Origin of the sequence: Streptomyces sp. NRRL S-31, assembly GCF_000718775.1 — a bacterium.
Lineage (GTDB): Bacteria > Actinomycetota > Actinomycetes > Streptomycetales > Streptomycetaceae > Streptomyces.
In genome coordinates this window covers 20,485-42,418 of record NZ_JOCB01000082.1, presented here as the reverse complement: position 1 = coordinate 42,418, position 21,934 = coordinate 20,485, and the positions used below count along the sequence as shown (strand labels likewise).

Genomic DNA, 21,934 nt, shown 5'->3' with positions numbered 1-21,934 from the left:
ATCAGGACGACCGGGCGGCCGGTGCCGTGGTCCTCGTAGTACAGCTCGATGTCGGTGCTGTTCTCCTGGCCGACGGTGATGAACGGCATGGTGTTCCCTCCCGGAACGAGGCGGTGCGCCCGGGCGGGGGCCGACGTCAGGCGTCGCCCCTGCCCGGGGCGTTCGGCGCGTTCGATCCGCGCCGACGGGCACCACTCTCACCGCCGATGACCGTCGGGGGTATCCGTCTAACGACTTATGTGGCTGGAAATACGTGACTCATTCGAGCCGGACGGTCCGTGCGCCCGGCGCCCGGGCAGGGGGACCGGCGCGGTCCGGCCCGGTCCGGCCCGGGAGGTCAGCGCCCGGTGAAGTGCACCAGCACCCTGCCGGTGTTGCCGTCGCCGACCTCCACCCGGTCGTACAGCCGCCTGATGTGCTTCTGGCCCAGGAACGCCAGGACGCGCTGCCTCAGTTGGCCGGTGCCCTTGCCGGGAATGATCTCGGCCACCGGCTCGCCCGACCGGTGCGCCTTGAAGATGAACTGACGCAGGGCGAGTTCGATGTCCCGGTTGTTCCGGAAGATGGGATGCAGGTCCAAGCTGAGCATGTGAGTGGCCGTCCGGTGTGCTGCGCGGAAAGGTGATCGCCTACGGTCCCCTTCGTATCGCAGACGGTTCCGCCGGGGCAACATGCGGGCCGTCTCGCCACCTTACACACATGTGCGATGGGCTCCATGCACATATGCGCGACGGCTCCCGCCGGGTGTGCGGTGGGTCCCTGCACACCTGCGGGCCTCCCGTCCGTTCCGGGTGGCTGTTGACAGAGGCTGACGCCCTGTCCGATTATCGCCGGTGTCCCGGGCACCCGGTGTCACACCCCGCACCCCGACGGGCGGTGGCGGACCCACCGCACATACCGACGAGTCGGGGCGGACCCAGGACGACGGCGTACGGTCCCCGTCACCGCGGAAGCGGCGGCGACGACACCGTGCCGCCGTCACACCGCCGAGGGTGCCCACTCCCGCCCGGCACCGTGCGGAACCCCGACCCCGGGCCTCACCGTGCATCGCGGTTCCGGGACCACCCAGTCACTCCTCCATCCTCCAGACGGTCACTCAGACGGGAAGGCCAGGCAACGCCGGTGCTCCATCCCCCCCACGCGCCCGTCACCGGCGCACCACCGAACGCGCCGGGCGCACACGCCCCGGCGGAGTGTGTCCGCCCGGCCTCCTTCGCGCAGCAACGCCTCTGGTTCCTGTCCCAGTTGCCCGGCGCGAACGCGGCGTACAACGAGCCCCTGGCGTTCGAGCTGCGCGGTCCGCTCGACCCGGCCGTCCTCGGTGGGTGCCTCGACGCACTGACCGTGCGGCACGAGACGCTGCGGACCCGGCTGGTCGAACGGGGCGGCCGGGTGCTCCAGTGTGTCGACCCGCCCGGCGCCGGATTCGCCCTGGCCGTCGATGACCTGACCGGGTGCCCCGACCCCGGCGCGTGCCTCGCGGGACTGCGGGAGGAGGAGGCGGCCACCGCCTTCGACCTTGCCGCCGGACCGCTCGGGCGCGGCCGGCTGATCACCCTGGGGCCTGACCGGCACGTCCTGCTGCTGACCTTCCACCACGCGGTCTTCGACGGGCAGTCGATGAACGTGCTGCTGCGCGAACTGGGGCTGCTCTACCGCCGGTCGCTCTCGCCGGGCGGCGGTGATCCGCTGCCGCCCCTCGCCGCCCAGTACGCCGACCTCGCCGAGGCCCAGCTGGCGGCTGTCGGCGACGGCGGCCTGGCCGGCCAGGAGGCCTACTGGCGGGAGGCGCTCGAGGGCGTTCCGCCCGTGCTGGACCTCCCGTCGGACCGCCCGAGACCGCCGGAACAGCGCCACGACGGCGGCCGGGTGGAGTTCGGCGTCGACGCGGCGACGACGACGGCGCTGCGCAGCCTCGCCCGCGCGCACGGCGCGACCCTCTTCGTGGCCGTACTCACCGGCTGGGCGATCCTGCTCTCCCGGCTGTCCGGACGCACGGACATCGTTGTCGGCACTCCGGTCGCCAACCGGCGCGGCCCCCTCGCCGCCGGGCAGATCGGCTTCCTCGTCAACTCCCTCGCCCTGCGCGTCGACCTGTCCGGATCGCCCACGGCGGCCGAGGCCCTCGCGCGGGTCAGGGCCGTCGTGCGCCAGGCACTCAGGCACCAGGACCTCCCCTTCGAGAAGGTGGTGGAGCTGGTCAATCCACCCAGGAGCGCGGCGCACACCCCCTTGTTCCAGACGATGCTGGCCTGGCAGCCCGACCGGAACGGCCTCCTCGACCTGCCCGGCGTCCAGGCGGAGCCGCTGCCGCTGACGCACGCTCCCGCCCGTTTCGACCTGTCCCTCGTCGCCGTCGAGTCGGGAGACCGGGTCACGGGGCACCTGGACTTCGCCACGTCCCTGTACGACCGGTCCACGGCCGTGCGCTGGAGCGGCCACCTCCAGCACCTGCTGCGCGACCTGGCGCTCCATCCCGAGCGGGAGATCACCGCACTGGAGCTGATGAGCGCGGACGAACGCCTGCGCCTGCTCACGGACTGGGACGCGACGGACCGGCCCGCACGGCCGGATGCCCTGCCCGGCCCGGCGGCGGACCTCCGGGCCGGTGAGGCGGGGGCCGCGCTGCCCGGTCCGGTGTCGGACGCCGTCGCCGGCGCGGCGGCGGGTGCCCTGCCGGGCGGGAGCGGGGCGCACGCGGACGCCGCGCCCTCGCCGCAGACGTTCCTCGCCGCGAGCGGTCTCGTCGAACTCTTCGAGGCGCAGGTGCGGCGACGACCCCGCCAGACGGCGGTCGTCTGCCGGGACGGCACCCTGGACTACGCCACGCTCGACCGCCGCGCCAACCGGCTCGCCCACGCCCTGACCGCCCGGGCCGTGGGTCCGGGCGACGTGGTCGGGCTGCACGTGACCCGCTCGTGCGCTCTGGCCGTCGGCATCCTCGGCATCCTCAAGGCCGGCGCCGCCTACCTGCCCCTCGATCCCGCACAGCCGAGCGTCCGGCTCGCCGGCATGGTCGAGGACGCGTCCTGCCCGGTGGTGCTCAGCGACGCGGACGAGGAGCGGCGTCCCGGGCCGTGGCTGAGCCTGACCGCCGTGGAGGCGGAGGGACGCACGGACGCGCGTCCGCCGCACGGCGTCGGGCGCACGCCGGACCAGCTGGCCTACGTGATCTTCACCTCCGGGTCCACCGGGCGGCCCAAGGGCGTCGCGGTGGAGCACCGCAGTGTCCTCAACCTCTTCGCCAACTGGCAGGCCCGCATGGGTTCCCGCCCCGGTGACGTCGGCTCGGCGTGGTCGAGCATCGGCTTCGACGCCTCCGTGCACGAGCTGCTGCTGCCGCTCACCACCGGCGGCGCGCTGCACATCGTTCCCGAGGACCTGCGGGGCGATCCGGAGGCGCTGATGGGCTGGATGCGCGAGCACGCCGTCGTGCAGGCCTTCCTGCCGCCGGCCTACGTCAAGTGGATCGACGAGGACCCCGCCCGCCGGACGAGCGGGCTGTCGCTCAGAACGCTGCTCACCGGCGTGGAGTCGCTGACCGAAGCCGCGCTGCACCGCCTCACCCGGCACCTGCCCGGCCTCGCCGTCTGCTTCGGTTACGGGCCGACCGAGGCGACGCTGTACAGCACCGCCTACCACCGTCCCCGCCCCCTGGAGCGGCCGTGCCCCATCGGGCGGCCACTGGACGGGACCCGGATGTACCTCCTGGACTCGCGTATGCGGCCGGTCCCGCCCGGTGTGGTCGGCGAGGTCTACCTGGGCGGGGCCTGTCTCGCCCGGGGCTACCTCAACCGCCCGGACCTGACCGGGGAGCGATTCCTGCCCGACCCCTTCCGGCCGGGGGAGCGCGTCTACCGCACCGGCGACCTGGCCCGGCGCCTGCCGGACGGCCAGGCCCACTACGTCGGCCGCGCCGACGACCAGGTCAAGCTGCGCGGGTTCCGGATAGAGCCGGCGGAGGTGGAAGCCGCGCTGAGCGGGCTGCCCGGCGTCCGGGAAGCCGTGGTCGTGGTGGACCGGGACGGGACCGGGGAGCCCCGGCTGGTCGCCGGGACAGCGCGGGGCGACGCGGTGGCGCGTTCCGCCCAGGAGTGGCGCGCCGCCCTGGCGCGACGGCTGCCCGACCACATGATCCCGGCGGTCTTCGTAGATCTGCCCGCCCTTCCCCTCAACCGCAGCGGCAAGGTCGACCGCCCGGCACTGCTGGAGATCGCCCGCACGCGGTCCTCGCACCAGGTCAACACGGCCAGTCCGCGGGACGGGGTCGAACACACCCTGTACCGGATCTGGCGGGAGATCCTGGTGGAGCCCGACATCGGCATCGGCGACAACTTCTTCGACGTCGGCGGCACGTCCCTGTCGGCCATCAAGATGGCCCACGCCGTCGGCCGGGCCTTCGGCAGGTCCCTGCCCGTGTCCGAGATCATGCTCCGGCCGACGATCGAGGCCCTCGGCGCGCTGCTGCGTGAGGGCGGTGTGCGCGGCGGCCCGGGCAGCGTCGTGGAGTTCCGCGCCGGGACCGCCGCACGCGTGGTCTGCGTGCACCCGGCCGGGGGCACGGCCTTCTGCTACCTGCCGCTGGCGAAGCACCTGCCCGAAGCGGTCGGCCTGCACGGCATCCAGTCCCCCGGCATCGATCCCGGTGAGGAACCGCTGCCCACCGTCGAGGCCATGGCCCGGACGTACCTGAGGCTCCTCGAACCCCTGGGCCCCGGCCCCCTGGTGCTGACCGGTCTGTCCTACGGCGGTCTCGTGGCCCACGAGATGGGCCGGCTGCTCGCCCTCGCGGGCCGCACCGACATCAGTGTCGTCCTGCTGGACACCCAGGCCACCGACGACCCCGCCGCACGCGCCGCCATCACCGAGGTGGACATGGCGGAGTTCCGTGACAAGCTCGTGAGGTTCAACGGGATGTATCCCGGCATCGAAGACAGCCAGGTGGAGCGGTACTTCCGCGTCTACAACCACAACCGCATGACGGCCCGCGACCACGTCCCGGGCCGTTCCCCGGCACGCCTGGTGCTCGCGCAGGCCGTACCCGGCGGTGCCGACACCGCCGAGCACGCGCGGGTCCGCGCCTTCTGGCGGGAGCGCTGCACCGGCGACTTCCGCGTGGAGCGGGTGGACTGCGACCACTGGGACATGCTGGAGGGTCCCCAGCTCCCCCGGGTCGCCGCGGTGATCGCCGCCGAGATCGCCCACCGCGGCGGCCCGGTGGCCGCCGCGGTGGCGCCCGCCGGCCCCCTGCCGTCCAGGAGGGCGTGATGGACGACGGCTTCTCCGCCGGTGCGGCGGCCGACGTGGCGGACGCGGGGCACTCCGCGGCGGGGGACGCGCGTCCCGGGCACGCCGCCGACGCCGCGGCCCCCTGCGACCCGACGCCCTCCCCGCTCGCCGACGCGGTACTCGCCCGGGCCAGGCGCGACCCCGCCGCACCCGCGGTCGTCGACGGCGCCGCCGTGTTCGACTACGCCCGGCTGGACCGGGCCAGCGCGCGGGTCGCCGCCCGGCTGCGCACCAGCGGGGTGCGGCCGGGGCAGGCCGTCGCCGTCTGCCTGCCCCGGTCATGGCGGCTGGTCTGCGTCATGCTGGGCATCCGCCGGGCCGGCGCCACCGTCGTACCGCTGGACCGCCTGAGCCCTCGGGAGCGCAGGCGTCACATCCTCGAGGACTCGGCCGCCGTCGCCGTCGTCCACGACGGTGACGACCCGCTCGACCTGCCGGGACACCTCACCGCGCTGGACGCGAGCCTGCTGGTGGCCGACGAGGACGGGTCCGGCCCGGAGCCGGCCGCCGCGGTGCCTGCCGACGCGAGGGGGACTGCCGGGGCGTCGGCGACGAGCGGGGCACCGGCCGGCCGGACGGAAGCCGGCAGGGCTTCCGGCGGAGACGGGGCCGGGCCGAGCGGGCCCGCCGCCCGGGAGCCGCACCGCCCGCGGGACGTGTCCCGGGCCGGCGCGGACACCGCCGCGTTCCTCTTCTACACCTCCGGCACCACCGGTCGCCCCAAGGGCGTGGAGGTCACCGACGAGGGCGTGCTGCGGCTGGCCCGGCCCGGCGGGCTGACCCCGCGGCCCGGTGACCGCTACGCCTGCCTGTCCAACCCCGCCTTCGACGCGCTGTCCTTCGAGGTGTGGACACCGCTGCTGACCGGCGGCACGTGCGTGGTGCTCGGCGACCGCGAGGTGCGGAGCGCGCACGCGCTGGCCGCCGCCCTGCGCGACCGTGCCGTCGACACGCTGTTCATCACCGTGTCGCTGTTCAACGCCCTCGTCGACGAGGTGCCCGACTGCTTCGCCGGCGCCCGGCACGTCCTGATCGGCGGGGAGCAGCTCAGCGCACGGGTCGTACGGCGCTGGTACGAGGACAACCCCGGCACCGGCACCGTCCTGCACAACGCCTACGGCCCGACCGAGGCCACCACCTTCGCCCTGACGTACGCCATACCCAGGGACTTCGAGGGCGATGCCGTGCCCATCGGCGCTCCGCTGCCCGGCACCCGCTGCCTGCTGCGCACCGAGGACGGAGGCGTCGCCGAGCCGGGTGAGGTGGCCGAGCTGCTGCTGTCGGGGCCCGCGCTCGCCCTCGGCTACCGCAACCTGCCCGCGGAGACGGCCGAGCGCTTCGTCACCCTGCCCGAGGACGGCGGGGAGGAGCGCTGGTACCGGACCGGTGACCTGGTGCGCCGGGACGCCGACGGCCGCGTGACCTACGTCGGGCGCGCCGACCGGCAGGTGAAGGTGCGCGGTTTCCGCATCGAGCCGGGCGAGGTCGAGCGGCTGATCCTGGCACACCCCCGGGTGCGCCGGGCCCGCGTGTGCACCCGCCGCGAGGACGCGGACCGCCATGAACTGCTCGCCTTCGTCGTCCTGGACGGCGACCTCTCCTTCGAGGAGTACGACCGCCACCTCTCCGCCGTCCTGCCGCCCTACATGCGGCCGCACCGCACCCATCTCGTCGACGACCTCCCCCGCACCGCCAACGGCAAGGTGGACGACGCCGCCCTGCTGGGCGCCGCCCGCACCCCCTGGCGCGGCGAGCGCCGTACCGGCCCGCCCGTCACCGCCGCCCAGCGGGCCCTGCTCGCGGTGGCGGAGGAGGTGCTCGGGGTCACCGGGCTGCGTCCGGACGACCGGTGGATACCGAGCGGCGGGGACTCGCTCAAGGCCCTGCGCCTGCGCCACGAGGTGCTGCGCCGCTTCGGGGCCGACCTGTCGTCCGCCCTGGTGCTGCGAGCCGACTTCGCGCGGCTGGCCGAAGCCGTGCATGCGGCGGACGCCGCCGGCGGTGACCACCCGCCCCTGCCGGCCGCCCCACCGGAGCCGGACGCACCGGCCACCAGCGAGCAGGAGCGGCTGTGGCTGCTGCACGAACGCGACCGTGAGGACCGCTCCTACGACGTACCGCTGGTGTTCCGGGTGCGCGGGACGGTGGACCCGGCCGCGCTGCGCCGCGCGCTGCGCGGGCTGGTGGAGCGCCACCCGGCGCTGCGCACCCGGCTGGTGCCCACGCCCGGTGGCCTGCGGCAGCGGGTGGACGAGCCCTACGACCCCTGGCAGCCGTGCCGGGCCGTCGACGGCGAGCCCTGGCAGGCCACGGCGGATCGCTTCTTCGCTCATCGTCTCCTCCTGCGCGAGTCCCGCATGCTGCGGGCCGCGTGGGTGCCGACCCGGGCGGCGGACGCCGGGGAACCCGGCGGCGGACTCCTGCTGCTGCACCTGCACCACGCCGCGGTGGACGGCTGGTCGGTGAACCTGCTCCTGCGCGACCTCACCGACGGCTACGCGGCTGCGCTCGCCGCCGGCGCGCCGCCCGGCCCGTGCGACCCGGCCGTCACCCCCCTCGACTTCGCCCGATGGCAGCGGGAGTGGCGTGCGAGCCCCGCCTACCTCGGACACCGCTCGCGGCTGCGCGAGCACTACGAGAGCGGCGGCGAGCCCTCACCCTCCCTTCCGGCGTCCGGGACGCCCGTGCCCCGCGGGGCCGGGCTGCTGCGGACCTCCGTGGACGTGGTCGGACGCGGTGCGCTGGACCGGCTCGCCGCCGAACGGGGCCGGACGCGGTTCCACCTGCTGCTGTCGGCGTTCGCGTGCAGCCTGTACGGCGTGACCGGCCAGACCCGGCCGCTCGTCGCCGCCCCCGTGGCGAACCGGCCCCGGCCCGAGTTCGCCGAGACGGTCGGGATGTTCGCCAACACGGTGCTGCTGCCCCTGGGACTGGACCCGGACCGGCCGGTGGGCGAGCACCTGGACCGGCACACCGCCGAGGCCGGCTCCGTACTGGAGGGGCAGGAGATCGCTCTCGCCGACGTCCTGGCCGACCACTCCTTCCGCGCGGAAGGACCGCTGTTCGACTTCATGTTCGTCCTGGAGAACACCGACTTCTCCGCCCTCGGCCTGCCCGGATGCGAGGTGCGTCCGCTCTGGCCGCGTCCGCTCGGCGCCAAGTGCGCGCTCACCCTGTCGGTCGTCGAGCACGAAGCGGGCTTCGACTGCCTCTGGGAGTACCGGGACGACTTCGGCGCCGACCGGGTGCGGGCCGCGGCCCGCCTCTTCCGCCGGTTCCTCGACCTGCTGACCGCCGGCGCGGACGCCACCTTGCGCGAACTGGTCCTGCCCTACCGCCGCGGGCTGCCCGAGCCCGGGCGGGGGCGGGCGAGCGCACCGGACTTCCCCACCGTCGCCGAGGGCTTCGCGCGGCAGGTCCGGCGTACCCCCGCGGCACCGGCGGTGGCCGACGGACGGACCGTGCTGACCTACGCCCGGCTCGACGCCTGGGCCGAGGCCACCGCGGCCGCACTGCGTCACCGGGTCCCCGACGACCCGGCGGCCCCGGCGGCCCTGGCCCTCTACCTGGAGCCGTCGGCCGAGCACATCGTGGCCCTGCTGGCCGCGGCCCGCCTCAACCTCACCGTCGTCCCCCTGGACCCCGCCTATCCGCCGGCGCTGCTCGCCCACGTGCTGCGGCAGGCCGACCCCGTGTGCGTGCTGACGACCCCCGAGAGCGCCGCCGCGCTCGATGCCGTCGCACCCCCGGGACTCCCCCGCCACCTGCTGCGCTGTGCCGGCGAGCCGCCCCGGCGGCCGTCGTCCCGGCCCGCACCGCCGCACCGGGCGCTGCGGCCGCTGTACACCCTGTTCACCTCCGGCTCCACCGGCGTCCCCAAGGGGGTGCAGGTACCCGACGAGACCCTGTGCAACCTGCTGACCTGGCAGCGTGCGGAGGGCGGCCTGGCCGCCCCCGCCGTCACCCAGCAGTTCTCCATGCTGTCCTTCGACGTCTCCTTCCAGGAGATCTTCGGCACGCTGTGCTCCGGCGGACTGCTGCGCCTGGTCGACCCCGCCTGGCGCCACGACGTGCCCGCCCTGCTGGACGCACTGGAGAGCGGGGGCGCGGAGCGCCTGTTCCTGCCGTACGTGGCGCTGCAACTGCTCGCCGAGCACGGCGTACGCACCGGCCGGTACCCGTCGCGGCTGCGCGAGGTCGTCACCGCGGGCGAGCAACTGGTGTGCACCGACGCCATCCGCCGCTGGTTCGCCCACCTGCCCGGAGCACGTCTGTTCAACCACTACGGCCCCACCGAGACACATGTCGTCAGCGGCCTGTGCCTGGAGGGCGACCCCGCAAAGTGGCCGCTGCGCCCGGCGATCGGGCGGCCCGTGTCGGGCGCCGTGCTGCGGGTCGTGGACGACGGCGGACTGCCCGTCCCACCGGGCACCACCGGGCAGCTGCTGATCGGCGGCGTCATGGCCCGGCGCTGCTACCTCGGCGACGCCGCCCTCAACCGCTCCCGCTTCACCGACGACCCGGAGGCGGGCACCTTCTACCGCAGCGGAGACCTCGCCCGCTTCGACGAGCAGGGGCTGCTGCACTACGTGGGCCGGGAGGACGCCCAGGTCAAGCTGAGCGGACACCGGCTGGAGCTCGGCCAGGTCGAGGCCGCGCTGCTGCAGTACCCCGGCGTCACGGGCGCCGTCGCCGCCGTGCACGACGGCGTGCTGGTGGCCTGCCTGCTGCTGCGCGGCGAGGACCCGGACCCGGCCGGGATCACCCGCCATCTGGGCGGGCTGCTGCCCCGCCACGTCCGGGTGGGCCGGTTCCGCCGCCTCACCGAGCTGCCCCGCACACCGAGCGGCAAGATCGACCGGCGGGCCGCGCTCACCGCCCGGGGCCGCGAGCTGCTCGCCGCCGACGAGCCGGGTCCGGTCCGGTCACCGCTGGAGCAGCGGCTGACCGACCTCTTCCGGGAGGTCACCGGCACGTCCCTCGCCGTCGCCGAGAGGTTCTTCGACGCGGGGGTCACCAGCCTGGACCTGATGCGCTTCCAGCTCCGCTGTTCGGGCGAGGCCGGTCTGGCGTTCCGGATGCCGGACCTCTTCGAGCACGTCACGATCCGGGCGCTGGCCGGCTTCCTCGACCGGCGGGCGACGGCCGGGGAGACCGGCGCCGCACGCGCCGCGGCAGCCCCCGCGCGCCCGTCGTCCGCTCCGGCCGACACCCCGGTGGCGGCCGCGGCCGGCCGGTCACCGGGGCGTCCGCGGTCCGTCGAGGAGCCCGTCGCCGTGGTCGGCATGGCGGTGCGCCTGCCCGGCGCACGGGACCTCGCGGCCTTCTGGGACCTGGTCGTCTCCGGCCGTCGCGGCATCGAGCACTTTCCGGCCGGCGAGGGCCTGGTGGGCGCGCGCAGCCTGCTGGACGGGCCGCTCGCCTTCGATCCGGGGCGCTTCGGCATCAGCCCGCAGGACGCCCGGCTGATGGACCCCCAGCAGCGGCACCTGCTGAGCGCCTGCGTCGAGGCGCTCGCCCACGCCGGCTGCGCCGACCCCTCGGCAGGGCGGGTGGGCGTGGTGGCCGCCTGCGGGGAGAACACGTACTTCCAGGCCATGCTCCGCGAGGCGGACCCCGCGGCCCTGCCCGACCCGTTCCGGCTGGCCCTGCACCACGAGAAGGACTTCCTGGCCACCAAGGCCGCCTACCACCTCGATCTGACCGGCCCGGCGTTCACGGTGCAGTCGGCGTGCTCCAGCTCGCTCGTCGGGGTGCACCTGGCCGCCGGACTGCTGCGGCAGGGGGAGGCCGACATGATGCTCGCCGGCGGCGTCCTCGTCGATCCCGGCCTGAGCGGCGGATACACCTACCGGCCGCAGCACATCTTCTCCCCGGACGGCCACTGCCGGCCCTTCAGCGCCGACGCCGCCGGCACCGTCGGCGCCAGCGGCGTGGGGGTCGTCGTACTCAAACCGCTGTCCGCCGCCCGCCGCGACGGCGACACCGTCCACGCCGTCATCACCGGGTCCGCGCTGAGCAACGACGGTGCCGGCAAACTCGGTTACAGCGCCCCCTCGGTGGCCGGGCAGCGCGTCGCACTGCGCGCCGCGCTGGCACGCGCCGGCCGGGGCGGCCACGAGGTCGGCTACGTCGAGGCGCACGGCACGGGCACCCGCCTCGGCGACCCGGTCGAGGCGGCCGCGCTGCGCCAGGCCTACGGTCTGGCCGACGACGCGCACCTCGCGCTGTCGTCCGTCAAGAGCCAGCTCGGGCACCTGGGCGCGGCGGCGGGCATCGTCGGCCTGGTCCGGGCGGTGCTCGCCGTGCACCATGGCGTCATCCCGCCCACGGTGGACTTCGACCGGCTCAACCCGGAGATCGACGACGGTCCCTTCCGCGTCCCCACGGCGGCGGAACCCTGGCCGCGCGACGTCCCGCGGGTGGCCGCGGTGAGCAGTTTCGGCATCGGCGGCACCAACGCCCACCTGCTGGTCGAGAGCCCGGACGACGAGCACGACGCCGGTGCGGCGCCGGCGCCCGCCACCGGCGCTTCCTTCCTGCCCCTGTCGGCCGCGTCCGAAGCCGCCCTGCGGGCGGACGCCCACCGCATCGCCGACTACCTGAGCGCACACCCGCAGTCCTATCCGCGGGTCCTGCGCCACCTCCAGGCCGGACGTCCCGCGCTCGCCCACCGCGCCGCCGCCCTCTGCCCCGACGCCGGGACGGCCGTCGCCTGGCTGCGCTCGTCCTTCCCGGTCACCGCGCCCGGCGACGGGCACCGGGCGGCCCGGGACGGCTCGGCCCCGCCCGGACCCGTCGAGGCGTGGACGGCCGGTGACACCGTCGTGTGGCCGGACGGTCCGGCGAGCCCCCCGTGGGACTTCCCGCCGCCCGCCCTGGACGAGACCGACCACGACTTCGAACGCCCGGTACCGGCCGGGCCGATCGCACCCGACACGCCCGCCGGCCCCCCGCGGCGGCTGCCCGCCGGCCAGTGGCTGCACCAGCCGGTGTGGACGCGGCTGCGCCGGGCGCGCACCGAGGCGCCCGCCCGGGGGCACACCGCCGTGATCGTCACCGGCACCGGGACGGACCCCGCCGCCTGGCGGGCACTGGAGCGGCAGTACGCCCGGGTGGTACGGGTGAGCGCCGGGACGGCACTGGTGCGGCACCCGGACGGCCACTACGAGGCCGACCCCGCCGACGTCTCCCACCTGACCGCCGTACTGGCCGACGTCACGGCCCCCGGGGCCGGCGTCGACTGGCTGCACGCGCTGCCCCTCGAGATCGGCGGCGCCATCGGCGAACAGGCACTGGACACCGCGACGTGGGCCTGTCTGGACACCGTGGCCGCGCTGCTGCGGGCGCTGGCGGACGTGCCGGACGACGCCCGGCCGCGGCTGTGGCTGCTCTCACAGCGGGCCCAGGCGGTCACCGGCGTGGTCCGCCGCCCGGAGGCGGCCCTGCTGACCGCCGCGACCGAGGTGCCCCGCCAGGAGCTGGGTCTCGGCACGCGCTGGGTCGATCTGCCCGGGCCCGCCCCGGACGCCTGGGCGCCGCTCCTGGCCGGGCTCCTGCTCGACGCCTCGCCCGCCCCCGCCGTGCTGGCCCTGCGCGAGGACTTCTGGTGGCACCGCACGGTCCAGCCCGTGCCCGCCCCGGCCGCGTCCCGGACGACGGCTTCCGGAACCCACCTGATCCTCGGTGGCACCGGAGGCATCGGCCGCACCGTCGCCGCCGCCCTGCTGGACGACGACCCGGACAGCCGCGTCGTCCTGCTCTCCCGGCGGGCGACGATGCCCACGTCCCTCGCCCGGTGGGCCGACCGCGTCACCCTGGTGCCGGCCGACCTCGCCACGGACGACCTGGACCTGATCGCCGAGCGCCTCGCACCGCACCTGCGAGACCTGACGGGCATCGTCCACGCGGCCGGTTCCGCCGCCGGCGCGCTGCTCGCGCGGCGCGACGCCCGCACCGCCCGCCGCGCCACGGCGGCGAAGCTGCGCGGAGCGCTGCTGACGGAGCGTCTGATCACCGGGCACCGCCCCCGCCACGTCGTGTACTGCTCGTCGATGGCGGCCCGGTTCGGTGGCACGGGGCAGTTCGACTACGCCGCGGCCAACGGCTGCCTGGACGCCTTCGCCCAGTACGCCCCCGGGGAGGCGGCCGGGGACACGGTGCGCATCGCTGTGGCGTGGGACGCCTGGCGCGAGGTCGGCATGGCCCAGGAGGCGGCCGTCCAGGACGCCCGCCACCGCGAGCACCTCGCCGTCGCCCTCACCCCCGAGGAGGGCGCCGCCGTCTTCCGGCAGGCCCTCACCCTGCAACTGCCCCACCTCCTGGTGAACACCACGCCGGTGACCGAGGCGCGCCGCTTCTACGAACCGCCGCCCGGCGCGCCGGCCGCGGGACCGCGGCGGGCGGGCGGCACGACGGCGGGGCCCCGGAGGACGTCCGGCGCCGAGGACCCCGACGGCCCGGCCGGTCGCCGGGCGGGGGACGGCGACGTCGCGGCCCGGCTGACCGAGGCCCTGTGCGACCTGCTGGGGGTGGCGGAGGTCGACCCGGCGGCCTCCCTGTACGACGCGGGCGCGGACTCGCTGCTCCTGCTGGAACTCCTCGACGAGGTGAAACGGCGGTACGGCACCGAGATCGAGCTGTCCCGGCTGAGCCACCGCGTCAGCCTCGACGAGATCCTCGGGCACCTGGCCGGCGCCGGCGGACCGGGGCCCGAGCCGGGCGCGTCCGTGGACGTCGAGGTCTGGCAGCACGGCACGGGCCCGGACGTGCTGTGCCTCGTGCACCCCGTCGGCGGTGACATCCAGGCCTACCGCCCGCTGGTCTCGGCGCTCGACGACCGGCTGACGGTGTGCCTCGTCGCCGACCCCGCCCTGCGCGACGCGCACGCCCCCGCCTGGTCCATCGCCGAGCGCGCCGAGCACTACCTGGCGGCGGTCCGGGCCGCGTTCCCCCGTCCCGGCCGGCGGCTGAGCCTGGCGGGCTGGTCCTTCGGCGCGTGGACGGCCCTGTCGATGGCGGCCGCGGCGGAGGAGTCCGGCCGGCCCGTACACCGTCTCTACCTGCTCGACCCGCCGCCGCCGGGAGCAGGCCCGCTCGCCGCCGCCTACGACGACCGGCAGGTGGACGCCGTCTTCGCGCGCGAACTGGGCGGGAACCGGGCCGACGGCCTCGGCGAGCGGGGACGGGACTACGCCGCACGGCTGGCCCGCTGCTGCCGTGCCAACCTCGCGGCCATGGCGGAGCACCGGCTGCCCCGGCTGACCGGCACGCCCGCCACCGTGTGGCTGGCCGAGCGCCCCGTCGAGGACGTTGCCGCCCTGGCGCCGGAGCCCGGCCCGGCGGGGGAGTGGACCTCCTACCTGCCCGCTCCCCTCCGCATCCACCGCGTCGACGCGGACCACTACGGGCTCGTCGCCCCGCCGCACACGGCGGCGATCGCGGCCGTCGTCGCGGCGGACCTCGCCGGGGTTGCCGGCGGCGGACCACCATCGGTCCCCGCCCCCGTCCGGTCCGGCCGCCGCTGAGTGAGGGCACCCCGTGCGGCACCCCCGCGACGCCCGCTCCGCCGGCCGCACCGGCCCCTGCCCTCCCGCGGGAGGGCAGGCGGACCGTCCCCGGCGACCTCGTCCCCGGCCGCTGCCCGTGGGCGGACCGCTCGCCCGCGGGCCGTTGGCCCTGTCGTCAAACTCCCGCCTGCCTCGCGACGACAGGACCTAATGCGCGCTCCACCCCCGACCGTCACCCCCCGCCATACCCGACCGACCACCACTGCCCGGAGGCACCCGTGGAGGACTACGCCCTGCGAGCCGTCGAACGTCTGACGACCCGCCCGCCCGAACCGTACGAGACGCTCTCGGTCACCCCCCTCACCCCGCTGATCGGCGCAGAGGTGGCGGGCCCGGACCTGTCGGGGGAACTCACCCCGCGGCAGGAGAAGGAACTCAAGCACGCGTTCCTCGCCCACCACGTCCTGGTCTTCCGCGACCAGGAGCTCACTCCCGAGCGGCACAAGCGGTTCGCCGCGCTCTTCGGCGAGCTGCATCCGGTCGCCCTCGCCGCCGAGGACGCCGATCCCCACATACTGGAGATCAAGGCCGACAAGGACTCCCGGGCGGTCGCGGGCAACGGCTGGCACGCCGACGGCACCGCCGACGCCGAGCCGTCCCTCGGCTCCATGCTGCACATCACCACGATCCCCGAGGGCGGCAGCGGCGGCGACACCCTGTTCGCCAACATGCACCTGGCCTACGAACTGCTGTCCCCGGCCATGCGCGCCTTCCTCGACGGGCTCACCGCCCTGCACGACGGCGCCCTGCCGTGGACCGCGGCCGGCCGGACCCCGCCCCCCGAGTACGACGTCCCGCGCACCGAGCACCCCGTCGTGGTCCGCCATCCCGAGACCGGCCGCAAGCTGCTGTTCGTCAACGAGCCGTACACCTCCCACATCCCGCAGCTGTCCCGGCCGGAGAGCGACGCGCTCCTGCGGATGCTCTACGACCACATCGCCCGGACGCCGCTGCTGCAATGCCGGGTCCGCTGGCAGCCACGCACCCTGGTCTTCTGGGACAACCGCTGCGTACAGCACCACGCGGTCTGGGACTACTACCCGCACACCCGCTACGGCCGCCGGGTGGCCATCGCCGGCACCCGGCCCCGGTCCTGACCAGGTCGCACATCGGCCCGGACCAGGAGGTGAGGCGTACACACGCCTCCAGTCCCTGACCGACCGACATACGTGTGAAGCGGCGGATCGGTCGGTCACATCGACGCGAAGGCGGCCGGTGACGGTGTGCCGGCATGCCACTGGAGGACGTGCGGCCGCGTACCGGGCCGGCACCCTCCCTGCCGGTACGCCGGCCTCCTCCGGTACGGCGTCCGGTACGCGGTCCACGCGGTCGACAGCGGGGTGAGCGACCGCTACGGTCGTGCTCGATACTCGGTGAGGCTTTGCGAGGATCCATGGTTCACAGGCCGGTCGCCACGACCGCTGCGCCTCTCGTCGGGCATGACGAGGAGGTGGCGCACATCGACCGGCTGCTCGGTGACGCCGAGGCCGGGAAGGGATCCGCCTGGGTGCTGGTGGGCGAGCCGGGCGCGGGCAAGAGCGTGCTCCTGGACACCGCCGCGCGCCGAGCGGCACGGCAGGGCGTCACCGTCCTGCGTGCCGCCGGGTACGAGAACGAGCGGAAGCTGGTCTTCGCCGGGCTGCGCAGGCTCCTGGAGCCCCTGCTCGCCGGGGCGCGGCACCTGCCGGGTGAACAGGGCGAGGCCCTGCTGGTGGCCCTGGGCCTGCGCGGAGCGCCGTTCCGGGAACCCGACGATCACAGCCACCGCCTGCTGATCTACCTGGGCATGCTGGCGCTGCTGTCCCGGGCGTCGCGCGAGCGGCCGCTGCTCCTGATCGTCGACGACGTCCAGTGGCTCGACCTCTGCACGCTCGACGCCCTGACGTTCGCCGCCCGCCGGGTGGCCGGCGACGGCATCGTGATCCTCACCGCCGCGCGCACCGACCAGGTGCCCGGGCGACTCGGCAGCGGGTTTCGCCGGCTGGTCGTGCCCGCACTCGGGGCCCGGGCCGCGGCGCGGCTGCTGGACCTCCAGCCCGACGCCCCACGGGGACCGCTGCGGGCGGCCGTCCTGCGGCAGGCGGCGGGCAATCCGCTGGCGCTGATCGAACTGGCCAGGGCCACGGCGGACTCCTCGGCCGGGGCGGAGTACGCGCTCAACGGCACGCTGCCGTTGCCCCAGCGGCTGGAGCGGATGTTCGCCGACCGGCTGTCCGGGCTGCCGCGGCTGACCCGGCGCGCCCTGCTGTTCGCCGCGGCCGCGGACGGGAGCGATCTGCCCGCGGCCCTGCTCGCCGCCTCCGCCGGGGATCCGGCCGGGGGCCTCGACGCCTGGTTCGCCGCGGAGAACGAGGGCCTGGTCCGGCTGGACAGCGGGCATGTGGAGTTCCGCCACCCGATGATGCGGTCGGCCGTCTACCAGACGGCCACGTTCGCCGAACGCAGGGACGTGCACCTCGCCCTGGCCGAAGCCCTCACCGACGATCCGGACCGCCGCGCCTGGCACCTGGCGGCGGCCACGCTCGCCCCGGACGAGGAGATCGCCGGGCTCCTTTGGTCCACCGCCGACCGGGCCCGCCGCCGCGGCGGGTACCCGGCCGCCGCCGCGGCCCTGGAGCGGGCCGCACAGCTCACTCCCGACCCCGGCCGCAGGGGACAGCGGCTGCTGGAAGCCTGTGATCTGGCCATGCACGCGGGCCGCCCGCACTGGGTGGAGAGACTGGCCGCCCAGGTCACCACCGGCACGTCCGATCCGCACCTGGCGACGGGGGCGACGCTGCTCAGTTGCTGGGCCATGGCGGCGACCGGCCGCCACAGGGCGGCGCTCGACCGGTTGCTGCCGCTGGCCGAGTCCGCCGTCGGCACCGCCGGCGACGTGGCCCTGGCGGCCCTGAGCCAGGCCGTCGACGCGATCCACTACACAGGTGACGAGACCCACCGCCGCACGGCACTCGAGTTGCTCCCGGCCCTGACGGAGGGCGCGGGGGACGACTGCCGGCGGCTGTGGGTGCGCGTCGGCTGCGATCCGCTCGCGGACCGGGACGCCCACCTCCGACAGCTGCGGCGGGTCATGGCCCGTCGCGGTCACGGACCGCACGCGCCGGCCCTGCTCGGCGCCACCGCCTGGCTCCTGGACGAGACGCGGACGGCCGTCGGGCTGCTGGGCACGGCCATGGAGCAGATGCGGCGGGTCGATCCGGGCAAGGCACATGCCGAGGTCGGCCAGACGCTGGCCGCGGCACAGTTCGAGAGCGGTGCCTGGGAATCGGCCTGGGCGCTGAACGAGGAGGTGTACGAGACCGCGGTGGAGAACGGCCTCGACCCGGCCAGGCGGTCGGCGATGTGCGTCAAGGCCACCATGCTCGCCCTGCGGGGCGAGGCCGGCCGCGCCCGCGACCTCGCGGACCGGGCGGCGGCGGGCGTCGATCCGGCCGAGAGCCGTGCCCTGTACGCCGCGGTCCTGGCCGTACGGGGGGCCGCGGCCTGCGCCGAGGGTGACCACGAACTGGCCTTCGAACACCTGCGGGGCCTGTTCACCCCGGGGCCCGACCCCCGGCCCCTGCACTACCGCCTCCCGCTCTACCACGTCGGCGACCTGGCGGCCGAGGCGGTGTACGCCGGCCGTCAGGCCGAGGCGGCCGCGGTGCTGCGGTCCGTCGCCGCCCGGCCGGCCGGCGGTGACATGTCGCGGCGGCTGGCCATGCAGGTGCACAGGGCCCGCGCCCTGCTGGCGTCCGACGCCGAGAGCGGCGCACACTTCACGGCCGCACTCGCCGACCCGGAGGGTGAGCAGTGGCCCTTCGACCGGGCCCGGATCGCCCTGGAGTACGGCCAGTGGCTGCGCCGACGGCGCACGGCGGCGCAGGCACGGACGCTGTTCGCGCAGGCCCTCACGACCTTCCAGCAGCTTCGGGCCCGGCCGTGGGCCGAACAGGCCGCCGAGGGCCTGAGGGCCTGTGGCGCCGTGGTGCCGCCCGAGGACGGCGGCCGAGGACGGCTGCTCGACCGGCTCACCCCGCAGCAGAGCCAGGTCGTGCGGCTCGCCGCCGCGGGGCTCACCAACCGGCAGATCGCCGACCGGCTGCTGCTGTCGCCCCGGACGGTGGGTTTCCACCTCTACCAGGCCTTCCCCAAGCTCGGCGTGACGACGCGGGCGCAACTGCGGGACGCGCTGGACGCCGGATCCGGTGACCGGGGCGTACCGGGCCGGCCGGTGCCGGACGGTTGACGCCGTGACACCTGTGCCGTACGTGTGCCACGTGGTGTATATGTGTGTACTACCGTGAGGGTGTGTCACCGGTCCACGGCTGCGGCTCTTCCCGACCGAGGCGCACGGTGCCGCGCACCGGGCAGGGTCCGTGCGGCCATACGTACGGCTCGGCCGTGCCCTTGGGGCGACACAATGGCGCGCGAGAGCGGGAGTTCGGATGGCACAGTGGCGAAAGACCGCCTGTAGTCTCTGCTACGTCAACTGCGGACTGGAGGTCCAGACCGAGGGCCGGAAGATCACCCGGGTCCGCGGTGACCGGGAGCACCCGCGTTCCGAGGGGTACCTGTGCCAGAAGGCCCAGCGGCTGACCTGGTACGGCGACCACGGCGACCGTCTCACGACGCCTCTGCGCCGCCGTCCCGACGGAACACACGAGCCGGTCGACTGGGACACCGCCCTCACCGAGATCGCGGACCGGCTGCGGACGGTCAAAGACGGATACACCGGCGGGGACGAGGGGCCGATGGCCTACGTCGGCGGCGGTGGCCAGGGCAACCACTCCGGCGGCCCCTACGGACACGCTCTGCAGCAGTGGATGCGTTCCACCCGGATGTTCGGTGCGCTGTCGCAGGAGAAGACCGGCGACTTCTGGGTGAACGGAAAGATGTTCGGCCACCAGACCTGCCACACCGCCGAGGGCGTCGAGGAGTGCGACCTGCTCCTCGTCATCGGCTGCAACCCCTGGCAGGCGCACGGCTTCAACCGCGCCCGCAACGTCGTCAACACCATCAAGAACGATCCCGCTCGCAGGATGGTCGTGGTGGATCCGCGGCGCACCGAGACGGCCGCGGCCGCCGACCTGCACCTGCCGCTGCGGCCCGGCACGGACGCCTACCTGCTGGGCGCGATCCTGGCCCTGATCCTTGGGCGGGGCGGTCAGGACGAGGCGTTCCTGCGCGCGCGCACCGAGGGCTTCGAGCAGGTGGCCGAGGTGCTGCGCCGCGTCCCGGTGGACGAGTTCATCGCCCGCACCGAGCTCCCGCGAGCCGACGTGGAGCGGGCGGTGGACCTCATCCTCGGTGCGCGTGCCATGACCGTCCGGGTGGAACTCGGTATCCAGCAGGGCCGCAACTCCACCCTCAACAGCTACCTGGAGAAGCTGCTCTACCTGCTGACCGGTCACTTCGGCCGGCCCGGTACCAACGCGCTGCACTCCTGGCTGACGCCGCTGTGGACGCACTCGGCCGGCCGGCGCTCGGCGATCACCGGGTTCGAGTACATCGGCGGCTACCTGCCGCTGAACACCCTCGCGGAGGAGTTCCTGGCCGACCGCCCCGACCGCGCGCGGGTGATGTGGGTCGACTCGTCCAATCCCGCCAACACCGCCGCGGACACCGCCTCGTTCGAGCGCGCCATCGCCGCCGCCGAGCTCTCCGTGGTCGTCGACGTGGCGTACACCGAGACCGCGGCGCTCGCCGACTACGTCCTGCCGGCCGCCTCCCAGCACGAGAAGTGGGAGTGGACCTACTTCACGCTCGAATGGCCGGTCAACTCCTTCCACCTGCGTCCGCCGTTGTTCGACCCCCTCCCCGGAACCCTGGCCGAGGCCGACATCTACGCCCGCCTGCTCGACAAGCTCGGCGCGCTGCCCGGCCGGGAAGTGCTGGACGACCTCACCGACATCGCGCGGACCGACCGCGCGAGCCTCATGTCGCGCGCCGCCCCCCTGCTGAAGGACGTACCGGGCATCGCGCCGGTCCTGCTGTACCTGACGCTCGGCCGTACACTGCCCGCCGGCGCGGCGCCCGCGGCGGTGCTGTGGGCCGGCTGCCACCAGGCGGCGCGGCGCATGACCGTACAGGTGCAACGGGCGCTCGGCACCGGGCTGGCCGGGCCCGCCCTCGGCGAGGAACTGTTCGACCGGGTCCTCTCCTCACCCGGCGGGCTCGCCTTCAGCGCGCACACCTACGAGGAGGTGTGGGACCTGATGCACGGCGAGCGCGTCCGGCTGGACGTTCCGGAACTGCTCGAGTGGCTCGCCGGGCTGGACCCGGCCGACGACCGGCCCGACCCCGAGTTCCCGCTGTCGCTGATCGGCGGCCAGCGGCGCAGCCACAACGCCAACCAGATCCTGCGTCCGCCGGCCTGGCGCCGGACGGATCCGGACGGCGCGCTGCGGGCACGGGCCGAGGACCTGGCCGCGGTGGGAGCCGCGGAGGGCGACTGGGTGGCGGTCGTGTCGCGCACCGGACGCGTCGTGGCCCGCGCCGAGGTCGACGGCACGCTCCGCGCCGGTCAGCTCGCGCTGCCCCACGGCTACGGCATGTCCGTTCCCGACGGCCGGGGCGGACGCGTGGTCCACGGTCCCCGCATCAACCTCCTGACCGACGCCGCCGACCGCGACCCCATCGCCGGTACTCCGCACCACAAGGACGTCCCGGTGCGCCTGGAACCGGCCACCGCCGAGGAGCGGGACACCGCCCAACGGGACAGCGAGCGGGTCCGCCGGCTGGTCACCGGCTGAGGGGTCCGGTCAGGACGAACGGGCCGCCCGCCCACTCGCCGAGGTCACCCGGCGGCACCACGTCGACGTGGGCCCGCAGGATCAGTGCCGGTCTCTGAACCGAGAGACCGGAGACCGGAGACCCGTGTGCGCCCACGGCAACGGTGGGCCGCTGCCCGTGACCGAGAGCCGCCGCCGGCCGGACGGAACGGATTCGAACCAGGGCGGCCGCTCACACGTGTTCATAGTGCAGGACCCTCCCGCAGGCATCGGCCGGGGTACGGGAGGAACGGCCGTCTCCATGGGCGGCCCGCCTGCGGCCGTCGCCCCACATGGGGGTGGGTGCGTCGGCCGAGGGGCCCG

6 protein-coding genes and 1 pseudogene are annotated in these 21,934 nt (G+C 75.2%); 5 read left to right on the top strand and 2 right to left on the bottom strand.

Translation table 11 applies throughout. The annotated features are described in order from the left end of the window. Positions 1-89 (bottom strand): annotated as a pseudogene (locus tag IF37_RS43840) (alpha/beta hydrolase); the annotation flags it as partial. Positions 90-337: 248 nt separating this feature from the next. Beyond that, the gene (locus IF37_RS0128130) at positions 338-589 is read right to left on the bottom strand and encodes a Smr/MutS family protein (protein ID WP_030748404.1); all 252 of its coding nucleotides are present in this window, start codon (positions 587-589) and stop codon (positions 338-340) included. 533 nt (positions 590-1,122) lie between these two features. On the opposite strand from IF37_RS0128130, the gene IF37_RS39775 reads away from it, so the two are divergent. The 5 genes from IF37_RS39775 (at position 1,123) to IF37_RS0128105 (ending at position 21,592) form a co-directional block, all read left to right on the top strand. Further along, positions 1,123-5,268: an amino acid adenylation domain-containing protein gene (locus IF37_RS39775; protein ID WP_301540355.1), complete on the top strand. Its 4,146-nt coding sequence runs from the start codon at positions 1,123-1,125 to the stop codon at positions 5,266-5,268. After that, positions 5,268-14,816: an SDR family NAD(P)-dependent oxidoreductase gene (locus tag IF37_RS0128120; protein WP_079165915.1), complete on the top strand. Its 9,549-nt coding sequence runs from the start codon at positions 5,268-5,270 to the stop codon at positions 14,814-14,816. Before IF37_RS39775 ends, IF37_RS0128120 begins: the two co-directional genes overlap by 1 nt. 260 nt (positions 14,817-15,076) lie before the next feature. Beyond that, on the top strand, positions 15,077-15,955 hold the full coding sequence (locus tag IF37_RS0128115) for a TauD/TfdA family dioxygenase (RefSeq protein ID WP_030748395.1): 879 nt from the start codon (positions 15,077-15,079) through the stop codon (positions 15,953-15,955). A gap of 296 nt (positions 15,956-16,251) precedes the next feature. Next, on the top strand, positions 16,252-19,086 hold the full coding sequence (locus IF37_RS0128110) for an AAA family ATPase (protein ID WP_037857192.1): 2,835 nt from the start codon (positions 16,252-16,254) through the stop codon (positions 19,084-19,086). 199 nt (positions 19,087-19,285) lie between these two features. Next, positions 19,286-21,592, top strand: coding sequence for a molybdopterin-dependent oxidoreductase (locus IF37_RS0128105; protein ID WP_030748390.1), 2,307 nt, complete (start codon positions 19,286-19,288; stop codon positions 21,590-21,592). The last annotated feature ends 342 nt before the right edge of the window (positions 21,593-21,934 follow it).

Coding starts and splice junctions, on each gene's coding strand:
- IF37_RS0128130 (WP_030748404.1), bottom strand. CDS start 589: ATGCTCAGCTTGGACCTGCATCCCATCTTCCGGAACAACCGGGACATC.
- IF37_RS0128120 (WP_079165915.1), top strand. CDS start 5,268: ATGGACGACGGCTTCTCCGCCGGTGCGGCGGCCGACGTGGCGGACGCG.
- IF37_RS0128110 (WP_037857192.1), top strand. CDS start 16,252: ATGGTTCACAGGCCGGTCGCCACGACCGCTGCGCCTCTCGTCGGGCAT.
- IF37_RS0128105 (WP_030748390.1), top strand. CDS start 19,286: ATGGCACAGTGGCGAAAGACCGCCTGTAGTCTCTGCTACGTCAACTGC.